Origin of the sequence: Pseudomonas sp. (assembly GCF_035512415.1) — a bacterium.
Taxonomy (GTDB): Bacteria; Pseudomonadota; Gammaproteobacteria; order Pseudomonadales; family Pseudomonadaceae; genus Aquipseudomonas.
In genome coordinates this window covers 581,607-596,414 of the sequence record NZ_DATKDZ010000013.1, presented here as the reverse complement: position 1 = coordinate 596,414, position 14,808 = coordinate 581,607, and the positions used below count along the sequence as shown (strand labels likewise).

13 protein-coding genes, 2 tRNA genes and 1 pseudogene are annotated in these 14,808 nt (G+C 62.2%); 4 read left to right on the top strand and 12 right to left on the bottom strand.

From position 1 onward, the window contains the following. Position 1: 1 nt before the first annotated feature. Entirely contained in the window at positions 2-1,078 is a 1,077-nt protein-coding gene (alr, locus tag VMP31_RS08280) for an alanine racemase (protein WP_325505917.1), read from the bottom strand. 250 nt (positions 1,079-1,328) lie between these two features. On the opposite strand from alr, the gene VMP31_RS08275 reads away from it, so the two are divergent. Together VMP31_RS08275 and VMP31_RS08270 are read left to right on the top strand one after the other, a co-directional pair. Beyond that, entirely contained in the window at positions 1,329-1,694 is a 366-nt protein-coding gene (locus VMP31_RS08275; protein WP_325505916.1) for a VOC family protein, read from the top strand. Between the two features lie 63 nt (positions 1,695-1,757). Further along, on the top strand, positions 1,758-2,459 hold the full coding sequence (locus VMP31_RS08270; RefSeq protein WP_325505914.1) for a YafY family protein: 702 nt from the start codon (positions 1,758-1,760) through the stop codon (positions 2,457-2,459). Between the two features lie 32 nt (positions 2,460-2,491). Here the strand turns inward: VMP31_RS08270 and dnaB are convergent, their stop codons facing one another. The 7 genes from dnaB to rnr form a co-directional block, all read right to left on the bottom strand. After that, positions 2,492-3,886, bottom strand: coding sequence for a replicative DNA helicase (gene dnaB / locus VMP31_RS08265; RefSeq protein ID WP_325505912.1), 1,395 nt, complete (start codon positions 3,884-3,886; stop codon positions 2,492-2,494). Positions 3,887-4,002: 116 nt separating this feature from the next. Next, on the bottom strand, positions 4,003-4,449 hold the full coding sequence (rplI, locus tag VMP31_RS08260) for a 50S ribosomal protein L9 (RefSeq protein ID WP_325505910.1): 447 nt from the start codon (positions 4,447-4,449) through the stop codon (positions 4,003-4,005). Positions 4,450-4,470: 21 nt separating this feature from the next. Further along, entirely contained in the window at positions 4,471-5,364 is an 894-nt protein-coding gene (locus VMP31_RS08255; RefSeq protein ID WP_325505908.1) for a hypothetical protein, read from the bottom strand. A 36-nt stretch (positions 5,365-5,400) separates the two neighbouring features. After that, a complete protein-coding gene (gene rpsR, locus VMP31_RS08250) occupies positions 5,401-5,631 on the bottom strand; it encodes a 30S ribosomal protein S18 (RefSeq protein ID WP_069519637.1) in 231 nt (76 codons plus the stop codon). 28 nt (positions 5,632-5,659) lie between these two features. Beyond that, positions 5,660-6,082, bottom strand: a complete 423-nt coding sequence (gene rpsF / locus VMP31_RS08245; RefSeq protein ID WP_069519638.1) for a 30S ribosomal protein S6 — start codon at positions 6,080-6,082, stop codon at positions 5,660-5,662. A 254-nt stretch (positions 6,083-6,336) separates the two neighbouring features. After that, positions 6,337-7,089 (bottom strand): 23S rRNA (guanosine(2251)-2'-O)-methyltransferase RlmB, encoded by a 753-nt coding sequence (gene rlmB, locus VMP31_RS08240; protein ID WP_325505905.1) that lies wholly within the window; start codon positions 7,087-7,089, stop codon positions 6,337-6,339. After that, positions 7,086-9,599 carry a ribonuclease R gene (gene rnr, locus VMP31_RS08235; RefSeq protein ID WP_325505903.1) on the bottom strand — a complete coding sequence of 838 codons (2,514 nt, stop codon included), beginning with the start codon at positions 9,597-9,599 and terminating at the stop codon, positions 7,086-7,088. The genes rlmB and rnr overlap by 4 nt, the downstream gene beginning before the upstream one ends. Before the next feature lie 206 nt (positions 9,600-9,805). Between rnr and VMP31_RS08230 the strand changes: the two genes are divergently transcribed. Together VMP31_RS08230 and VMP31_RS08225 are read left to right on the top strand one after the other, a co-directional pair. Next, positions 9,806-9,892 (top strand) — tRNA-Leu (locus VMP31_RS08230). A gap of 84 nt (positions 9,893-9,976) precedes the next feature. Then, a tRNA-Leu gene (locus VMP31_RS08225) sits at positions 9,977-10,063 on the top strand. Between the two features lie 95 nt (positions 10,064-10,158). Here the strand turns inward: VMP31_RS08225 and VMP31_RS23365 are convergent. From VMP31_RS23365 to VMP31_RS08210, 4 genes and pseudogenes are all read right to left on the bottom strand, one after another. Beyond that, positions 10,159-11,043, bottom strand: coding sequence for a methyl-accepting chemotaxis protein (locus tag VMP31_RS23365; RefSeq protein WP_414705438.1), 885 nt, complete (start codon positions 11,041-11,043; stop codon positions 10,159-10,161). Continuing rightward, a pseudogene (locus VMP31_RS23360) lies at positions 11,017-11,277 on the bottom strand (HAMP domain-containing protein); the annotation flags it as partial. The pseudogene VMP31_RS23360 and the gene VMP31_RS23365, both read right to left, overlap by 27 nt. 931 nt (positions 11,278-12,208) lie before the next feature. Further along, a complete protein-coding gene (locus VMP31_RS08215) occupies positions 12,209-13,504 on the bottom strand; it encodes an adenylosuccinate synthase (protein WP_325505899.1) in 1,296 nt (431 codons plus the stop codon). 79 nt (positions 13,505-13,583) lie between these two features. Beyond that, entirely contained in the window at positions 13,584-14,771 is a 1,188-nt protein-coding gene (locus tag VMP31_RS08210) for an ATP phosphoribosyltransferase regulatory subunit (RefSeq protein ID WP_325505897.1), read from the bottom strand. Positions 14,772-14,808 lie beyond the last annotated feature (37 nt).

Here is a 14,808-nt window from a genome sequence, read left to right as displayed (position 1 = left end):
CTCAGTTGCGATAACGCCGCGGCACCCGCGCGGTGACCTTGCTCAGCAGCTCATAACCAATGGTGCCGGCGGCCTGCGCCACTTCATCCACCGGCAACTGCGCGCCCCACAGCTCGACCGCATCACCCACGGCGGCAGCGGGCAAATCGGTCAGGTCAACCGTCAGCATATCCATGGACACCCGCCCGACCAGCGCCACCCGCTGACCCTGGATGACCACAGGAGTGCCGGCCGGCGCATGGCGGGGATAGCCATCGGCATAGCCACAACTCACCGTACCGATGCGCGACGGCCGCTCGGCACGCCAGCTGCCGCCATAGCCAACCGCTTCACCCACCTCGACATCGCGACAGGCAATCAGCTGCGCGGTCAGGGTCATGGCCGGCTGCAGTCCTAGCTCGGCCGCGCCCAGATCGGCAAAGGGCGTCGCACCGTAGAGCATGATGCCCGGACGCAGCCAATCCATATGCGCAGCGGGAATGGTCAGGATCGCCGCCGAGTTGGCCAGCGAACGCTGGGCGAAATCCAGATCCAGCAGGTCGAGAAACTGCTCAAGCTGCAGTTCGGTGGTCTCGCTGCCGCGCTCATCGGCGCAGGCAAAGTGGCTCAGCAGATTCAACTCGGCCACCTGCTCCGCCCCCTGCAAACGCCCATGCCATTCACGCACAGCGGCGGCGCTAAAACCGAGGCGGTGCATGCCGCTGTCCAGCTTCAACCACAGATTCAGCGGCCGCGTCAGGTTGGCGGCGAGCAGCTGTTGCACCTGCTGCTCGCTGTGCAGCACCACATCCAGGCCCAGTTGCGCGGCAAACTGGTACTCGTCCGCCTCGAAGCAGCCTTCAAGCAACAGAATCCGCGCCGTACCGTGCAGCGCGCGCACCTCGGCGGCCTCCTCCAGGCTGGCCACGGCAAAGCCCTCGGCTTCATCGTGCAGCGCCGTCACCACCTCACGCACGCCATGCCCATAGGCATTGGCCTTGACCACCGCAAACGCCTGCCGCCCCGGCGCGCAGCGTTTGGCCAGCGCGTGGTTGTGGCGAATGGCGGTCAGATCGATGCTGGCAACAAGAGGACGCATGACGGGGCTCCACGACAGACTAAAGCCGAGCATCTTAAACCTCAGATCCCGGGCTGCAAGCGTCAGCTAGCCAACTACACCCCACATATCAGCGGCAGCGCCGTTAGCGACTTAAATTTAATCGCGCCGAGGCGAAGGCTACTGACAATAAGCTGTCAGTAGCACTCCCCTAGAGTGGGCTCCACAGGCTAAAACGCGCCGTCCGATACTGCCGTTGCCTGTCGCACCCTGACCTTCAAGGAGAGAGAAAATGAATGCGATCAACTGGTTCGAACTATTCGTCAGCAACTTCGAGCGTGCCCGAGGCTTCTATGAACGCGCCCTGGCAACGCCGCTGGAGGTAATGGAAGGCATGGGCGGGCGCATGGCCCTGTTCCCCCATGCCCAGGAAAGCGGGGTCGGCGGCTGCCTGAGCGAGTCAGCCGAGCAACAAAGTGGTATTGGCGGTACCCGAATCTACCTGAACGTCGAGGGCCAACTGGATGCCGTGGTGAACCGGGTTCCAGCGGCAGGTGGCGTAATCATCCAAAGCAAGATGTCCATCGCGCCCCATGGCTTTATCGCTGTGATAAAAGACAGCGAAGGTAATGAAGTGGGCCTGCACAGCATGTCCTAAACCCAGCATTCCGGGCGTGTGTCAGCGCGCCCGGTAATCCCGAGCGAGAGCAGCTGAGACCACATGAGGCGCGCCGACCGTCTATTCCAAATCGTGCAGTTTCTGCGCAGCCGTCGCCTGACCACCGCCCAGTGGCTGGCCGAACGCCTGCAAGTATCGGTGCGCACTATTTATCGCGATATCCAGGACCTCTCTCTTTCCGGAGTCCCTCTGGAAGGTGAAGCCGGTGTCGGCTACGTGCTGCGCCAACCGATGGATCTGCCGCCCCTGATGTTCGAGCGCGAGGAGATAGAAGCGTTGCTCGTGGGCGCGCGCATGGTCAAAGCCTGGGCGGACCCACAACTGCAAAGAGCGGCCGAATCGGCACTGGCGAAGATCCACAGCGTGTTGCCCAACGAGCTGCGCGACGAGCTCAATCGCAACCAGCTGTTTGCCCCCGAAACCAATCCGTATCCAGTGCACTGGCTCGGCCAGCTGCGCCAGGCCATACGCCAGCGCCACAAACTGCTGATCAGCTACCGCGATGAGCGCGGAGACGCCAGCAAACGCTGCGTCTGGCCGCTAGGACTGTTCTTCTGGGGGCAAACCTGGACCTTGTGCAGCTGGTGTGAGCTGCGCAACGACTTTCGCAACTTCCGCATCGACCGCGTGGAGCAGCTGCAGGACCGTGCGGAAAGCTTTGAAGCGGTGGAGGGCCAACGCCTGGAGGACTACCTCAAACCGTATCTAGGCGAGCACGCCACCGCTCCGTTGTACAAAAGCTAACGCCTGAAGATCGCGGCTCAGGGCCCGCCAAATCACTCGTCGTCGAACTGATAGCTACCCGGTGCGAGGTTCTCGAAGCGCGAGAACTTACCGAGAAACGCCAGCCGCGCCGTACCCAGTGGGCCGTTACGCTGCTTGCCGATAATGATTTCGGCCACGCCCTTGTACTCGGTCTCGGGGTGATACACCTCGTCGCGGTAGACGAACATGATGATGTCGGCGTCCTGCTCGATCGCGCCGGATTCACGCAAGTCGGAGTTGATCGGGCGTTTGTTCGGGCGTTGTTCCAGACCACGGTTAAGCTGTGACAGGGCGATCACCGGGCAGTTGAATTCCTTGGCCAGGGCCTTGAGCGAGCGGGAGATTTCGGAAATCTCATTGACTCGGCTGTCGCCGCTGGAGCCGGGAATCTGCATCAGCTGCAGATAGTCGACCATGATCAGGCCAATCTCGCCGTGCTCGCGGGCCAGGCGGCGGGTCCGCGCGCGCATCTCCGAGGGCGAGATACCGGCGGTATCGTCGATAAACAGCTTGCGGTCGTTAAGCAGGTTGACCGCCGAGGTCAGGCGCGGCCAATCGTCGTCATCCAGGCGACCGGCCCGCACCTTGGTCTGATCGATGCGCCCGAGCGAGGCCAACATACGCATAACGATGGAATCGGAAGGCATCTCCAGCGAGTACACCATCACCACCTTGTCACTGCGCATCAGCGCGTTTTCCACCAGGTTCATGGCGAAGGTGGTCTTACCCATCGACGGTCGGCCAGCGACGATGATCAGGTCGGCCGGCTGCAGGCCGCTGGTCAGGTCGTCCAGATCGGTAAAGCCGGTGGACAGGCCGGTGATCGCGTCGCCGGCATTGAACAGGGTGTCGATGCGATCGATGGCCTTGACCAGAATATCGTTGATCCCCACCGGGCCGCCGGTCTTTGGCCGCGCCTCGGCAATCTGGAAGATCAGCCGCTCGGCCTCATCGAGAATCTCGGCACCGGTACGACCTTGCGGCATATAGGCGCTGTCGGCGATTTCACCGCTGATGCCGATCAACTGGCGCAGCGTGGCGCGCTCACGAATGATCTGCGCATAGGCCTTGATGTTGGCCACCGACGGAATGTTCTTCGCCAGCTCGCCGAGATAGGCCAGGCCGCCGACCTGCGACAACTGCCCCTCCTGGTCCAGCTGCTCGGATACGGTGACCACGTCGAAGGGGTGATTACGCTCGGCCAGCTTGAAGACGGCGCGGAAGATCAGGCGGTGGTCATGCCGATAGAAGTCGCCATCGGACACCGCATCGAGCACCCGTTCCCAGGCATTGTTGTCGAGCATCAGGCCGCCCAGTACGGCTTGCTCCGCCTCGATCGAGTGCGGCGGCACCTTCAGGGCAGAGGTTTGCAGGTCGTACTGTTCGGGCAGGCTGATGTCGTTCATAAGGCTCTGGGAAATAAAATCTGTGTTTGAAAAACAAAGGGCACGGCATCGCTTTCGCAATGCCGTGCCCGATGTTAGCGGGCCTGCACCTAAGTGCAAGACCGTTTAGCGGCCAGTTAGGCTGCTACTACGACAACCCGTACGGTTGCTTCAACGTCGCTGTGCAGGTGCACGGCTACGTCGTATTCGCCGATTTGACGAATGGTGCCGTTCGGCAGACGCACTTCAGCTTTGGCCACTTCAACGCCGGAGGCGGTCAGGGCTTCAGCGATGTCGTGAGTACCGATAGAGCCGAACAGTTTGCCCTCATCGCCCGCGGTAGCGGTGATGGTGACTTCCAGTTCAGCCAGCTGGGCAGCGCGGGATTCGGCGTAAGCCTTCTTCTCGGCAGCCAGCTTTTCCAGCTCGGCGCGGCGGGCTTCGAAAGCCGCAACGTTGGCCGGGGTAGCGGCAGTGGCTTTGCCTTGCGGCAGCAGGAAGTTACGACCGTAACCGGACTTAACATTCACTTTATCGCCCAGGTTGCCCAGGTTGGCGATTTTTTCCAGCAGGATCAGTTCCATTTGGTAATAACCTCTTAACTTTTAACCTTCACCGTTCGCGGGACCCGAGCCGTGCTTGCGCTCGAAGCGACCACGAAAATCAAACAGACTGTCGACAATGGCCAAAACCACCAGTAACGGATAAGTCAGCTGCATAAACAGCAGCAGCGTGATGTACAACCCAACCAGCCAGAACTTGCCTAGCCGACCTTGCGCCACCAGCCCATGCAACAGGGCGATGCCCGCAAACACCAGCGGCACGCTGCTCAGCGGGGTCAGCATGGCCATCTGCGGCCCCAGATTGGGCCCCAACAGCATGCACCCCAGCAGCAACATCGCCAGCGGTATCGGCAGTCGCAACGCGCGAAACTCGCGCCCGAAACCACCCGGGTTATACAACTGCGCCTGCCAAAAACGCCCAAGCATCAGGCTTAGCAGGCTGACTATCTGCAGCAACGCCGCTATCAAACCGGTCAGCACCGGTGCAATCAGGCTATCCAGGCGCGCTCGCTCGTCCACCGACATCTGCTGGTGAACCCCATCGAGCATTTGCGGCATCAGCTTCTGCAGCTCAAGCGCCATTGCTTCGATGGGTTCGCGGAACACCGCACCCAAGACCAACCCGTACACCAGGCCCAATGCCACACTGCATAGCAGCACGCGATTCCAGGACGGGTTGGCGCGCAACACCAACGCCAACCCCAGCGCACCGAGCAACACCAACAGGGTGCGCGGCTCACCAAAGTACCACCAGCCTATGGCCGGCAGCAGGGCCCAGACGAGGATGCCCAGGGCATCACTCAAACCGCGCCGCAGGAGCACCAGGCATCCGGCGGCAGCACTTAACCAGAACAGCAGCGGCAATGCCGCAGAAACGACCACCACCAGGGTGGCCTGCATACGGCCGCGCATAATAAATTCAGCTAAGGCGCGCATGCGATTTATCCCTTACTTCTTGTCGAACATCTGGTCTCAGCGGCCGTGGCTGTCGGTGTAAGGCAGCAGGGCCAGGAAGCGGGCGCGCTTGATAGCGGTAGCCAGCTGACGCTGATAACGAGCCTTAGTACCGGTGATACGGCTAGGAACGATCTTGCCGGTTTCCGAGATGTAAGCCTTCAGCGTGTTGAGATCCTTGAAATCGATCTCTTTCACTTCTTCTGCGGTGAAACGGCAGAATTTACGACGACGGAAGAAACGTGCCATGAGATTGGCTCCTCAATAGATCCGTGGATTACTCGTCAGCGTTATCGCTGTCGCTGTTGTCGCTGTCATCGCCATCGGCGGAGTCAGCGCTTTCAGGACGATCACGACGCTCGCGGCGCTCGCTACGATTTTCCTCAGCCTTAAGCATCTCGGACTGATCGGTAACAGCTTCGTCGCGACGGATGACCAGGTTACGGATCACGGCATCGTTGTAACGGAAGTTGTCTTCCAGCTCGGCCAGGGCCTTGCCGGTGCACTCAACGTTCAGCATCACGTAGTGAGCCTTGTGAACATTGTTGATTGCATAGGCCAGCTGACGACGGCCCCAATCTTCCAGGCGGTGAATCTTGCCGCCGTCTTCTTCGATCAGCTTGGTGTAACGCTCAACCATGCCGCCGACTTGCTCGCTCTGGTCCGGGTGAACCAGAAAGATGATTTCGTAATGACGCATAAATGCTCCTTACGGGTTGTAGCCTGCCGCCAAATGCGGTCAGGCAAGGAGTGAATGACACTGTTTGTCTTGCTCGATCAGAAGGGCGCAATTGCGCCTGCCGGAGCGGCAAGGGGCGACATTCTAGTGAAGCCCCAGGACACAAGCAAGGTGAACTGGTGATTATTTGAACAATCCGCAGCGAATGCGCGGAAAGGGAGGCTGTTGTTCAGGGAGCAACAGCAGCGGGCACCCACAGGGTGCCCACCACAGAGTTACTTCTTGCCGCCAACCTTGCGCTGACGCAATGCCTCAAACAGGCAGACCCCGGTGGCTACCGAGACGTTCAGGCTGCTGACGCTGCCGGCCATCGGCAGCTTGACCAGGTAATCGCAGTGCTCGCGGGTCAGGCGGCGCATGCCCTTGCCTTCGGCCCCCATGATCAGCACGGTCGGCCCGGTCAAGTCGTGATCGTACAGCTCCAGCTCTGCCTCGCCGGCGGTGCCGACCACCCACAGACCGCGCTGCTGGAGTTTCTCCAGGCTGCGCGCCAGGTTGGTTACGGCCACCAGCGGGATGACCTCGGCGGCCCCGCAGGCGACTTTACGCACCGTGGCGTTGAGGGTGGCCGACTTGTCCTTCGGCACGATGACCGCCAGGGCACCGGCGGCATCGGCAGTACGCAGACAGGCCCCGAGGTTATGCGGATCGGTGACGCCATCGAGCACCAGCAACAGCGGCGGGCCCTCGGCGCGGTCGAGCAACTCTTCGAGCATGGCCTCGCCCCACACCTGGCTGGGGCTGACATCTGCCACCACGCCCTGGTGCACACCCTCGACCCAGGCGTCCATCTCGCGCCGCTCACACTGGCCGACGCTTACCCGGGCCTCCGCCGCCAGACCCAGCAGGACCTGTACCCGCGGATCGTTACGACCCTCGGCCAGCCAAACCTGCTTGACTCGCTTCGGGTGATGACGCAACAGGGCTTCTACGGCATGCACACCGTAGATCTTCTCCAGTTGGCTCATGATTTCGCCTTAGGTTTGCGCGCTGCACCCGCGCCACCCTTGCGATGACTGCCGGCCTTGGCAGCGGGCTTGGCCGCCTCGGCCTTACCGGTGCGCGCCTTAGCCCCCTTGCCCTTGGATTCGGACAACAGGGCCTTTTTCACTTCACGACTCTTGGCTACATCGGTATTGCCGGCTGCACGCTCACTGCGCCGCACGCCCTTACCCGCCGACTCGAAGCCACCACGACGCGGACCATCCGGCGCGACCGCCTTGCCTTCGGCCAGTTCGAAGTCGATCTTGCGTTCGTCCAGATCGACGCGCATGACCTTGACCTCGACGCTGTCGCCCAGACGGAAGCTGCGACCGCTACGCTCGCCGGCCAGGCGATGGTGCACCGGGTCGAAGTGGTAGTAGTCGCCCGGCAGCGCGGTGACATGCACCAGGCCTTCGACGTAGATGTCCTTCAACTCGACGAACAGGCCAAAACCGGTCACCGCGGTAATCACCCCGGGGAAGGTTTCGCCGACGCGGTCCTTCATAAACTCGCACTTGAGCCAGTTCACCACATCGCGGGTGGCCTCATCGGCGCGCCGCTCGGACATCGAGCACTGCTCGCCGAGCTGCTCCAGGGCCGGCTCGTCGTAGGGGTAGATGCGCGCCTTGGGCATGCTCTGCGCACCAGCACGCTGGACGTGTGGAGTGTCCTGCTTGGAGCGGATCACGCTGCGAATCGCCCGGTGGATCAACAGATCCGGGTAGCGACGAATCGGCGAGGTGAAGTGGGCGTAGGCTTCATAATTCAGACCGAAGTGACCCTGATTGTCGGCGCTGTACACCGCCTGGCTCAGCGAGCGCAGCATCACGGTCTGGATCAGGTGATAGTCGGGACGCTCGCGGATGCTTTCCAGCAGCAGCTGATAGTCCTTAGGGCTAGGGCCGTCCTTGGACTTGCCGCGATGCAGGGACAGACCCAGCTCGGTGAGGAAGGCCTTGAGCTTCTCAACCCGCTCCGGCGGCGGACCGTCATGCACGCGATACAGCGCCGGGATCTCATGCTTCTGCATAAAGGCCGCGGTGGCCACGTTGGCGGCCAGCATGCATTCTTCGATCAGCTTGTGGGCATCGTTGCGCTGGGTCGGACGGATCTCCGCGATCTTGCGCCCGGTGCCGAAAATGATGCGGGTTTCCTGAGTCTCGAAGTCGATGGCACCGCGCTCGTGACGCGCCGCCAGCAACACCTGATACAGCGAGTAGAGCTGCTTGAGATGCGGCAGCACCTGCTTGTACTCACTGCGCAGGGCCTTGCCGTCGCCACCCTTGGGGTCCTCAAGCATGGCACTGACCTTGTTGTAGGTCAGGCGCGCATGGGAGTGGATCACCGCCTCATAGAACTGGTAATCGGTCATCTTGCCGGTCTTGGAGATGCTGATCTCACAGACCATGGCCAGACGATCGACCTGAGGATTGAGCGAACACAGACCGTTGGACAGCTCCTCCGGCAGCATCGGGATCACCCGCTCGGGGAAATACACCGAGTTGCCGCGCACCTGGGCCTCGGCGTCCAGCGCCGAATCAACCTTGACGTAGTGGGAGACGTCGGCGATGGCCACATAGAGCTTCCAGCCACCGGAGAAGAGCCGCCAGTTGCTGCCGTTCTTCTCGCAGTACACCGCATCGTCGAAGTCGCGGGCGTCTTCGCCATCGATGGTAACGAACGGCAGATGGCGCATATCGACGCGCTTCTCCTTGTCCTTCTCCTCGACTTCCGGCTTGAGCTTACGTGCCTCTTTGATCACCGCTTCCGGCCAGACATGGGGAATGTCATAGCTGCGCAGAGCGACATCGATCTCCATGCCCGGCGCCATATAGTTGCCGACCACTTCGACCACATCGCCCTGAGGCTGGAAGCGCGGCGTCGGCCAATGGGTGATTTTCACCTCGACGAACTGACCCTGCTTGGCCCCGGCATTACGCCCCGGAGTGACCAGCACTTCCTGCTGGATCTTCGGGTTGTCGGCAACCACGAAGCCGATGCCGCTTTCTTCGTAGTAACGACCGACGATGGATTCATGGGCGCGGGAGATCACCTCAACCACACCACCCTCGCGCCGACCGCGACGGTCAAGCCCGGTGACACGGGCCAGCGCACGGTCGCCATCGAACACCAGGCGCATTTGCGCCGGGCTGAGGAACAGGTCGTCGCTGCCGTCATCGGGAATCAGGAAGCCGAAGCCATCGCGATGGCCGCTGACCCGCCCAAGGATCAGATCGAGCTTGTCCACCGGGGCATAGGTGCCGCGCCGGGTATAGATCAGCTGACCGTCGCGCTCCATGGCCCGCAGGCGACGGCGCAAGGCTTCCAGTTGATCATCCGTGCTGAGACCGAACTCCTGGGCCAGCTCTTCGCGGGCGGCCGGGGAGCCGCGCTCGTCCAGATGCTGCAGGATCAGCTCACGGCTTGGGATAGGGTTTTCGTATTTTTCCGCTTCACGTGCGGCCTCGGGATCGAGGGATTGCCAATCGGCCATTGAGTTGGGGCTACCTTTGCTTATGTATATATAGGTGAGTCATGTGCCTATTGAAGCGCGAAAAAGGCTTCTCGGTCAGCTTTTCCAGCGACAATATTTTTTTCGACAGCAGGGCTTTACAAGGCAAAAGGTCGCCCGTATAGTTCGCGCCCACAGCGTCGAACAGACGTTGTAACACGGAACTGATGAGTAATCATCGTTTCAGTGCCCAGGTGGCGGAATTGGTAGACGCGCTGGTTTCAGGTATCAGTGATCGCAAGATCGTGGAAGTTCGAGTCTTCTCCTGGGCACCAAATTCAAGAATCGAGTCGATGACTCGATTCCTGTAATAAACGGACGCAACGCTCCGTGTCGGTAACGACAAAGCCTGCTGCAATGCCCAGGTGGTGAAATTGGTAGACACGCCAGCTTCAGGTGCTGGTGACCTTACGGTCGTGGAAGTTCGAGTCTTCTCCTGGGCACCAATTCAAAAACCGAGCCAAGTGCTCGGTTTTTTATTGCCTGCGGTTTACCCCAGTAAACCGCCGGGACCATGCCCGGCAGTTACTGGACCACAGCGCTAAACGCGGAACTGCCCCAGACTGGCCTTCAGCTGTCGGGCCAGACCATCCAACACCCGTCCACTGTCCGCCGTGGCCGCGACGGCCTCGGCCGCGCGCTGGGCTTCGGCATGAATCACCTCGACCCGCCCGCGCACCGCATCGGCACCCTCAGCCTGATGAGCCGCTGCCGCAGTCGCCGCATTGATCGCGCCATGCACCTCTTCCACCGCCGCCTGCACCGACTGCTGCACCTTGGCGCTTTCACGCAATGCCGCCAATCCAAGATCCGCCTGCTGCCCGGCCTGGGCGATGGCCCCAACCGCCTCATGCGCGCCCTTCTGCAAGGCCCCGATATGCGCCTGAATATCGCCGGTGGATTGCTGGGTCTTGCTCGCCAGGGCCCGCACCTCGTCAGCCACCACGGCAAAGCCACGACCGCTCTCGCCGGCACGCGCCGCTTCGATGGCCGCATTCAAGGCCAGCAGATTGGTCTGCTCGGCAATGCCATGGATCACCGTCAGCACCACCTCGATCTGCTCGCTTTGCTTGGCCAGCCGCTCGATCACCGCCGCACCGGTGCCGACCCGCAGCACCAGCTCCTCGATCGCCCCGCCGACCCGCGTCGCGATGGCCGCGTTGTCCTGGGTCGCCTGACGAATCGCCGCAACCCGGCGCAAGGCCTCCTGCATCGCCTGGCTTTCTGCCTGCGCTTCGCCGGCCATCTGCGCCAGAGCCTGCAAGCTGCCCGCCACCTCGTCACGCTGACGCCCCGCGGCCGACTCGGCCGCCGCACTGCGCGAGGCCAGGCTGGCGATTTCCTGCCCGGTACGTACCGCCACCTCACCGGCCTCACGCACGATGGGCTGCAGCTTGGCCAGGAACTGATTGACCGCTGCCGCCATATCACCGACCTCATCGCCGCTCACCAGCTCGACCCGCCGGGTCAGATCGCCCTCGCCCGCCGCCAGGTCATGCAGCGCCGCCACCAGCAACTGCAGACGACTGAGCACCCGCCAGCCAAGCACCAGCGCCACCGCCAGCAAAGTCAGCACGCCCACCACCAACAGACCCAGGGCGATGCGCCAGCGCAGATTGTCCGCCGCCACCTGCACCGAACCCAGACTGCTCTGCGCCATGCCCTCGGCCGCCTGCTGCGCCTCAAGCAGCCGCCGCTGCAGCGCCTGAGCACTGTCGCGCGACGCACCAGCCAGACTGCTGTCAACCAACTCGCCGGCATCGCCGACCAAGCCGGCGAAACGCTGATCCAGCGCCTGCAGCTCCTGCTCGATGGCCGCCCGGGACAAGCCCAGCTGAACCTTGCCGATCTGCGCCCCCATGGGATTGATGTCCATTTCCAGCATATACACCTGCGGATCGCGCGACGCCGCATCGATCAGCTTGTCCAACGGCGTATCGCCCTGCCCCGTCGCAACCAGCGCCCTGATTCGCGCATCGCTGCGATTGAAATGCCGAGTCAGGCGCTGCCCCGCCGCGTCGTAGTAAATCGCAAAGAGCACCGCCGGATCGCGCTGGGCAATCCGCGCAAAGGCGGTCAGGGCCGGCACATCGTCATCCCAGATGGCCTTGGGCGCGACACCCGCCAGCAGTTGCGCCATGGCCATGCCGGACTGCTTGAGATTGGCCTCCAGCACGCCACGCAACTGTTCGCGCTCGGCCTGCAAACGCCCGGACAGGGCCGCCCCAAGACTCTCGCGAGTCTTCGTCGACAGCGCTTCAAGGCCCTGCACCACCTCGCGCTCGGCCGCAGCCAATTCAGCCCCCAGACGCTGACTGTCGTCCTGCATGCGCGCCGCCAGATCGGTCACCAGGTCGTCCACCGTCGTTCGGGTCAGCCAGACCGCCAGCAGCACCTGCAACAACATGGCAACACCCAGGGCGATAAACACCGGACGCAACAAGCGACTATGCAGTAGAGAGAACAAGGCACCACCCCTTCAAAATCAGAACGACCGATACCCCATGAATCGACCGCAACAGGCAAAACTGTAATCGCCAGAACGACAAAGGGCCGCCCATGGCGACCCTTTGTTGCACAACCGATGGCTATCAGGCAAACGGATGACGAAGCACGATGGTCTCGTTACGGTCCGGGCCGGTGGAAATGATGTCGATCGGCGCACCCACCAGCTCCTGCACGCGCAGGATATAGGCACGGGCATTGGCCGGCAGCTCTTCCAGGGTCTTGGCCCCAAGGGTCGACTCGCTCCAGCCCGGCAGCTCTTCGTAGACCGGCTGCAGACCCAGGTAGCTGTCGGCATCGGTCGGCGCATCGACCAGCACTTCGCCATGCTCATCCTTGTAGCCGACGCAGATGCAGATGGTTTCCAGACCGTCGAGCACGTCGAGCTTGGTCAGACACAGGCCGGAGATGCTGTTGATCTCGATGGCGCGACGCAGGATCACCGCATCGAACCAGCCGCAACGGCGCGCACGACCGGTGGTGGAGCCGAACTCATGGCCACGCTTGGCGAGGAAGGCACCGGTTTCATCGAACAGCTCGGTAGGGAAAGGACCGGAACCGACGCGGGTGGTGTAGGCCTTGGTGATACCCAGGATGTAATCCAGGTACATCGGACCGAAACCGGAACCGGTGGCGATGCCGCCCGCCGTGGTGTTGGAACTGGTGACGTAGGGGTAGGTGCCATGGTCGATATCCAGCAGCGAACCCTGAGCCCCCTCGAACATGATGTCCTTGGATTCGCGACGCATCTCGTGCAGCACCGCAGTGACGTCGGCCATCATCGGCTTGAGCAGCTCGGCGTATTCCATGCACTCATCCAGAGTCTTCTGGAAGTCGATGGCCGGCTCTTTGTAGTAATTGACCAGCACGAAGTTGTGGTAGTCGAGCAGCTCACCGAGCTTGGCGGCGAAACGCTCGCGATGGAACAGGTCGCCAATGCGCAAACCGCGCCGAGCCACCTTGTCTTCATAGGCCGGGCCGATGCCGCGACCGGTGGTGCCGATCTTCAGATCGCCACGGGCCTTCTCGCGGGCCTGATCCAGGGCCACGTGATAAGCCAGAATCAGCGGGCAGGACGGGCTGATACGCAGACGCTCGCGCACCGGCACACCCTTGGCTTCCAGCTTGACGATCTCGCGCATCAGAGCGTCGGGAGCTACCACCACGCCGTTGCCGATCAGGCACTGCACGTTCTCGCGCAGGATGCCCGAGGGGATCAGGTGCAGAACGGTTTTTTCGCCGTCGATCACCAGGGTATGACCGGCGTTATGGCCGCCCTGGTAACGCACGACGGCTGCAGCCTGTTCGGTCAGCAGGTCGACGATCTTGCCCTTGCCTTCATCGCCCCACTGGGTGCCCAGGACTACGACATTCTTACCCATAACACTAACCCTCTTCGCGCAAACTTGATGCCGGCCGCAGCCGACGGAAACATTTCAGGACGAGCAGCCCGACAATCCTTCAGGACGCCAGCGCCGCCAACTGCCAACGGCCGTCACGCAACAGCAGCTGGCGATCACAACCCGCCGCGCCGGCATCGGCAACCGTCTGCCCAGGCAACGCCTGGACCACGCGTTGACCGGCCAGGCGCAAGCGCTGAATCGCCTGCCACAAGAACACATCATGATTATCCGGAGCCCAGACACTCGCCGGCATCTCGTCCAGCTGCATCTGCCCCAGGCCAACCAGGGTTTTCAGATCGGTGGAAAAGCCGGTAGCCGGGCGGGCGCGACCGAAGTCGGCACCGATGTCGTCATAGCGGCCACCCTGGGCGATGGCATAGCCAACCCCAGGGACAAAGGCAGCGAACACCACGCCGGTGTGATAGTGATAACCGCGCAGCTCGCCCAAGTCGAAATACAGCGGCAGCTCCGGGTAACGCAGGCTCAAGGCATCGGCAATCGCCATCAGATCATCCAGCGCCGCATGCACGTCGTCCGGCGCTTCAACCAGACAGGCCTGGGCCAGATCCAGCACTTCACGGCCGCCGCACAGCTCGCTAAGAGCACGCAGCATCTTGCGCAACTCTTCCGGCAGCTCCGCGGTCAGCTCGGCCACTTCATCCACGGCCTTGCGCTGCAACGCATCGAATAGCTGCTGCTCGACTTCGCCGGACAATTCGGCGGCCCGAGCCAGACCGCGGTAGATACCAACATGGCCAAGGTCCATGTGCACATCCGGCACCGCCGCCAGCTCCAGGGTATTGACCAGCAGGCTGATCACCTCGACATCGCTGGCCGGGCTGGCGTCGCCATACAGCTCGGCACCCAGCTGGATCGGGCTGCGCGAAGTCGTCAGCGCACGCGGCTGGGCGTGCACCACGCTACCGGCGTAGCACAGACGGCTCGGCCCTTCACGGCGCAGGGTATGCGCATCGATGCGCGCCACCTGCGGCGTGATGTCGGCACGAAAGCCCATCTGCCGACCGGACAGCGGGTCAGTCACCTTGAAGGTACGCAAGTCGAGATCCTGGCCCGCGCCGGTCAACAGCGACTCCAGGTATTCGATATGCGGCGTTACCACGAATTCATAGCCCCAGCGCTGGAACAGATCCAGCACCTGACGACGTGCCACTTCGATACGCGCCGCATGCGGCGGCAGTACTTCTTCGATGCCATCTGGCAGGAGCCAGCGGTCTACCGTTGCCATTTCGCCATTCCCCTCTTGAACCGGGCGGCACAAGCCT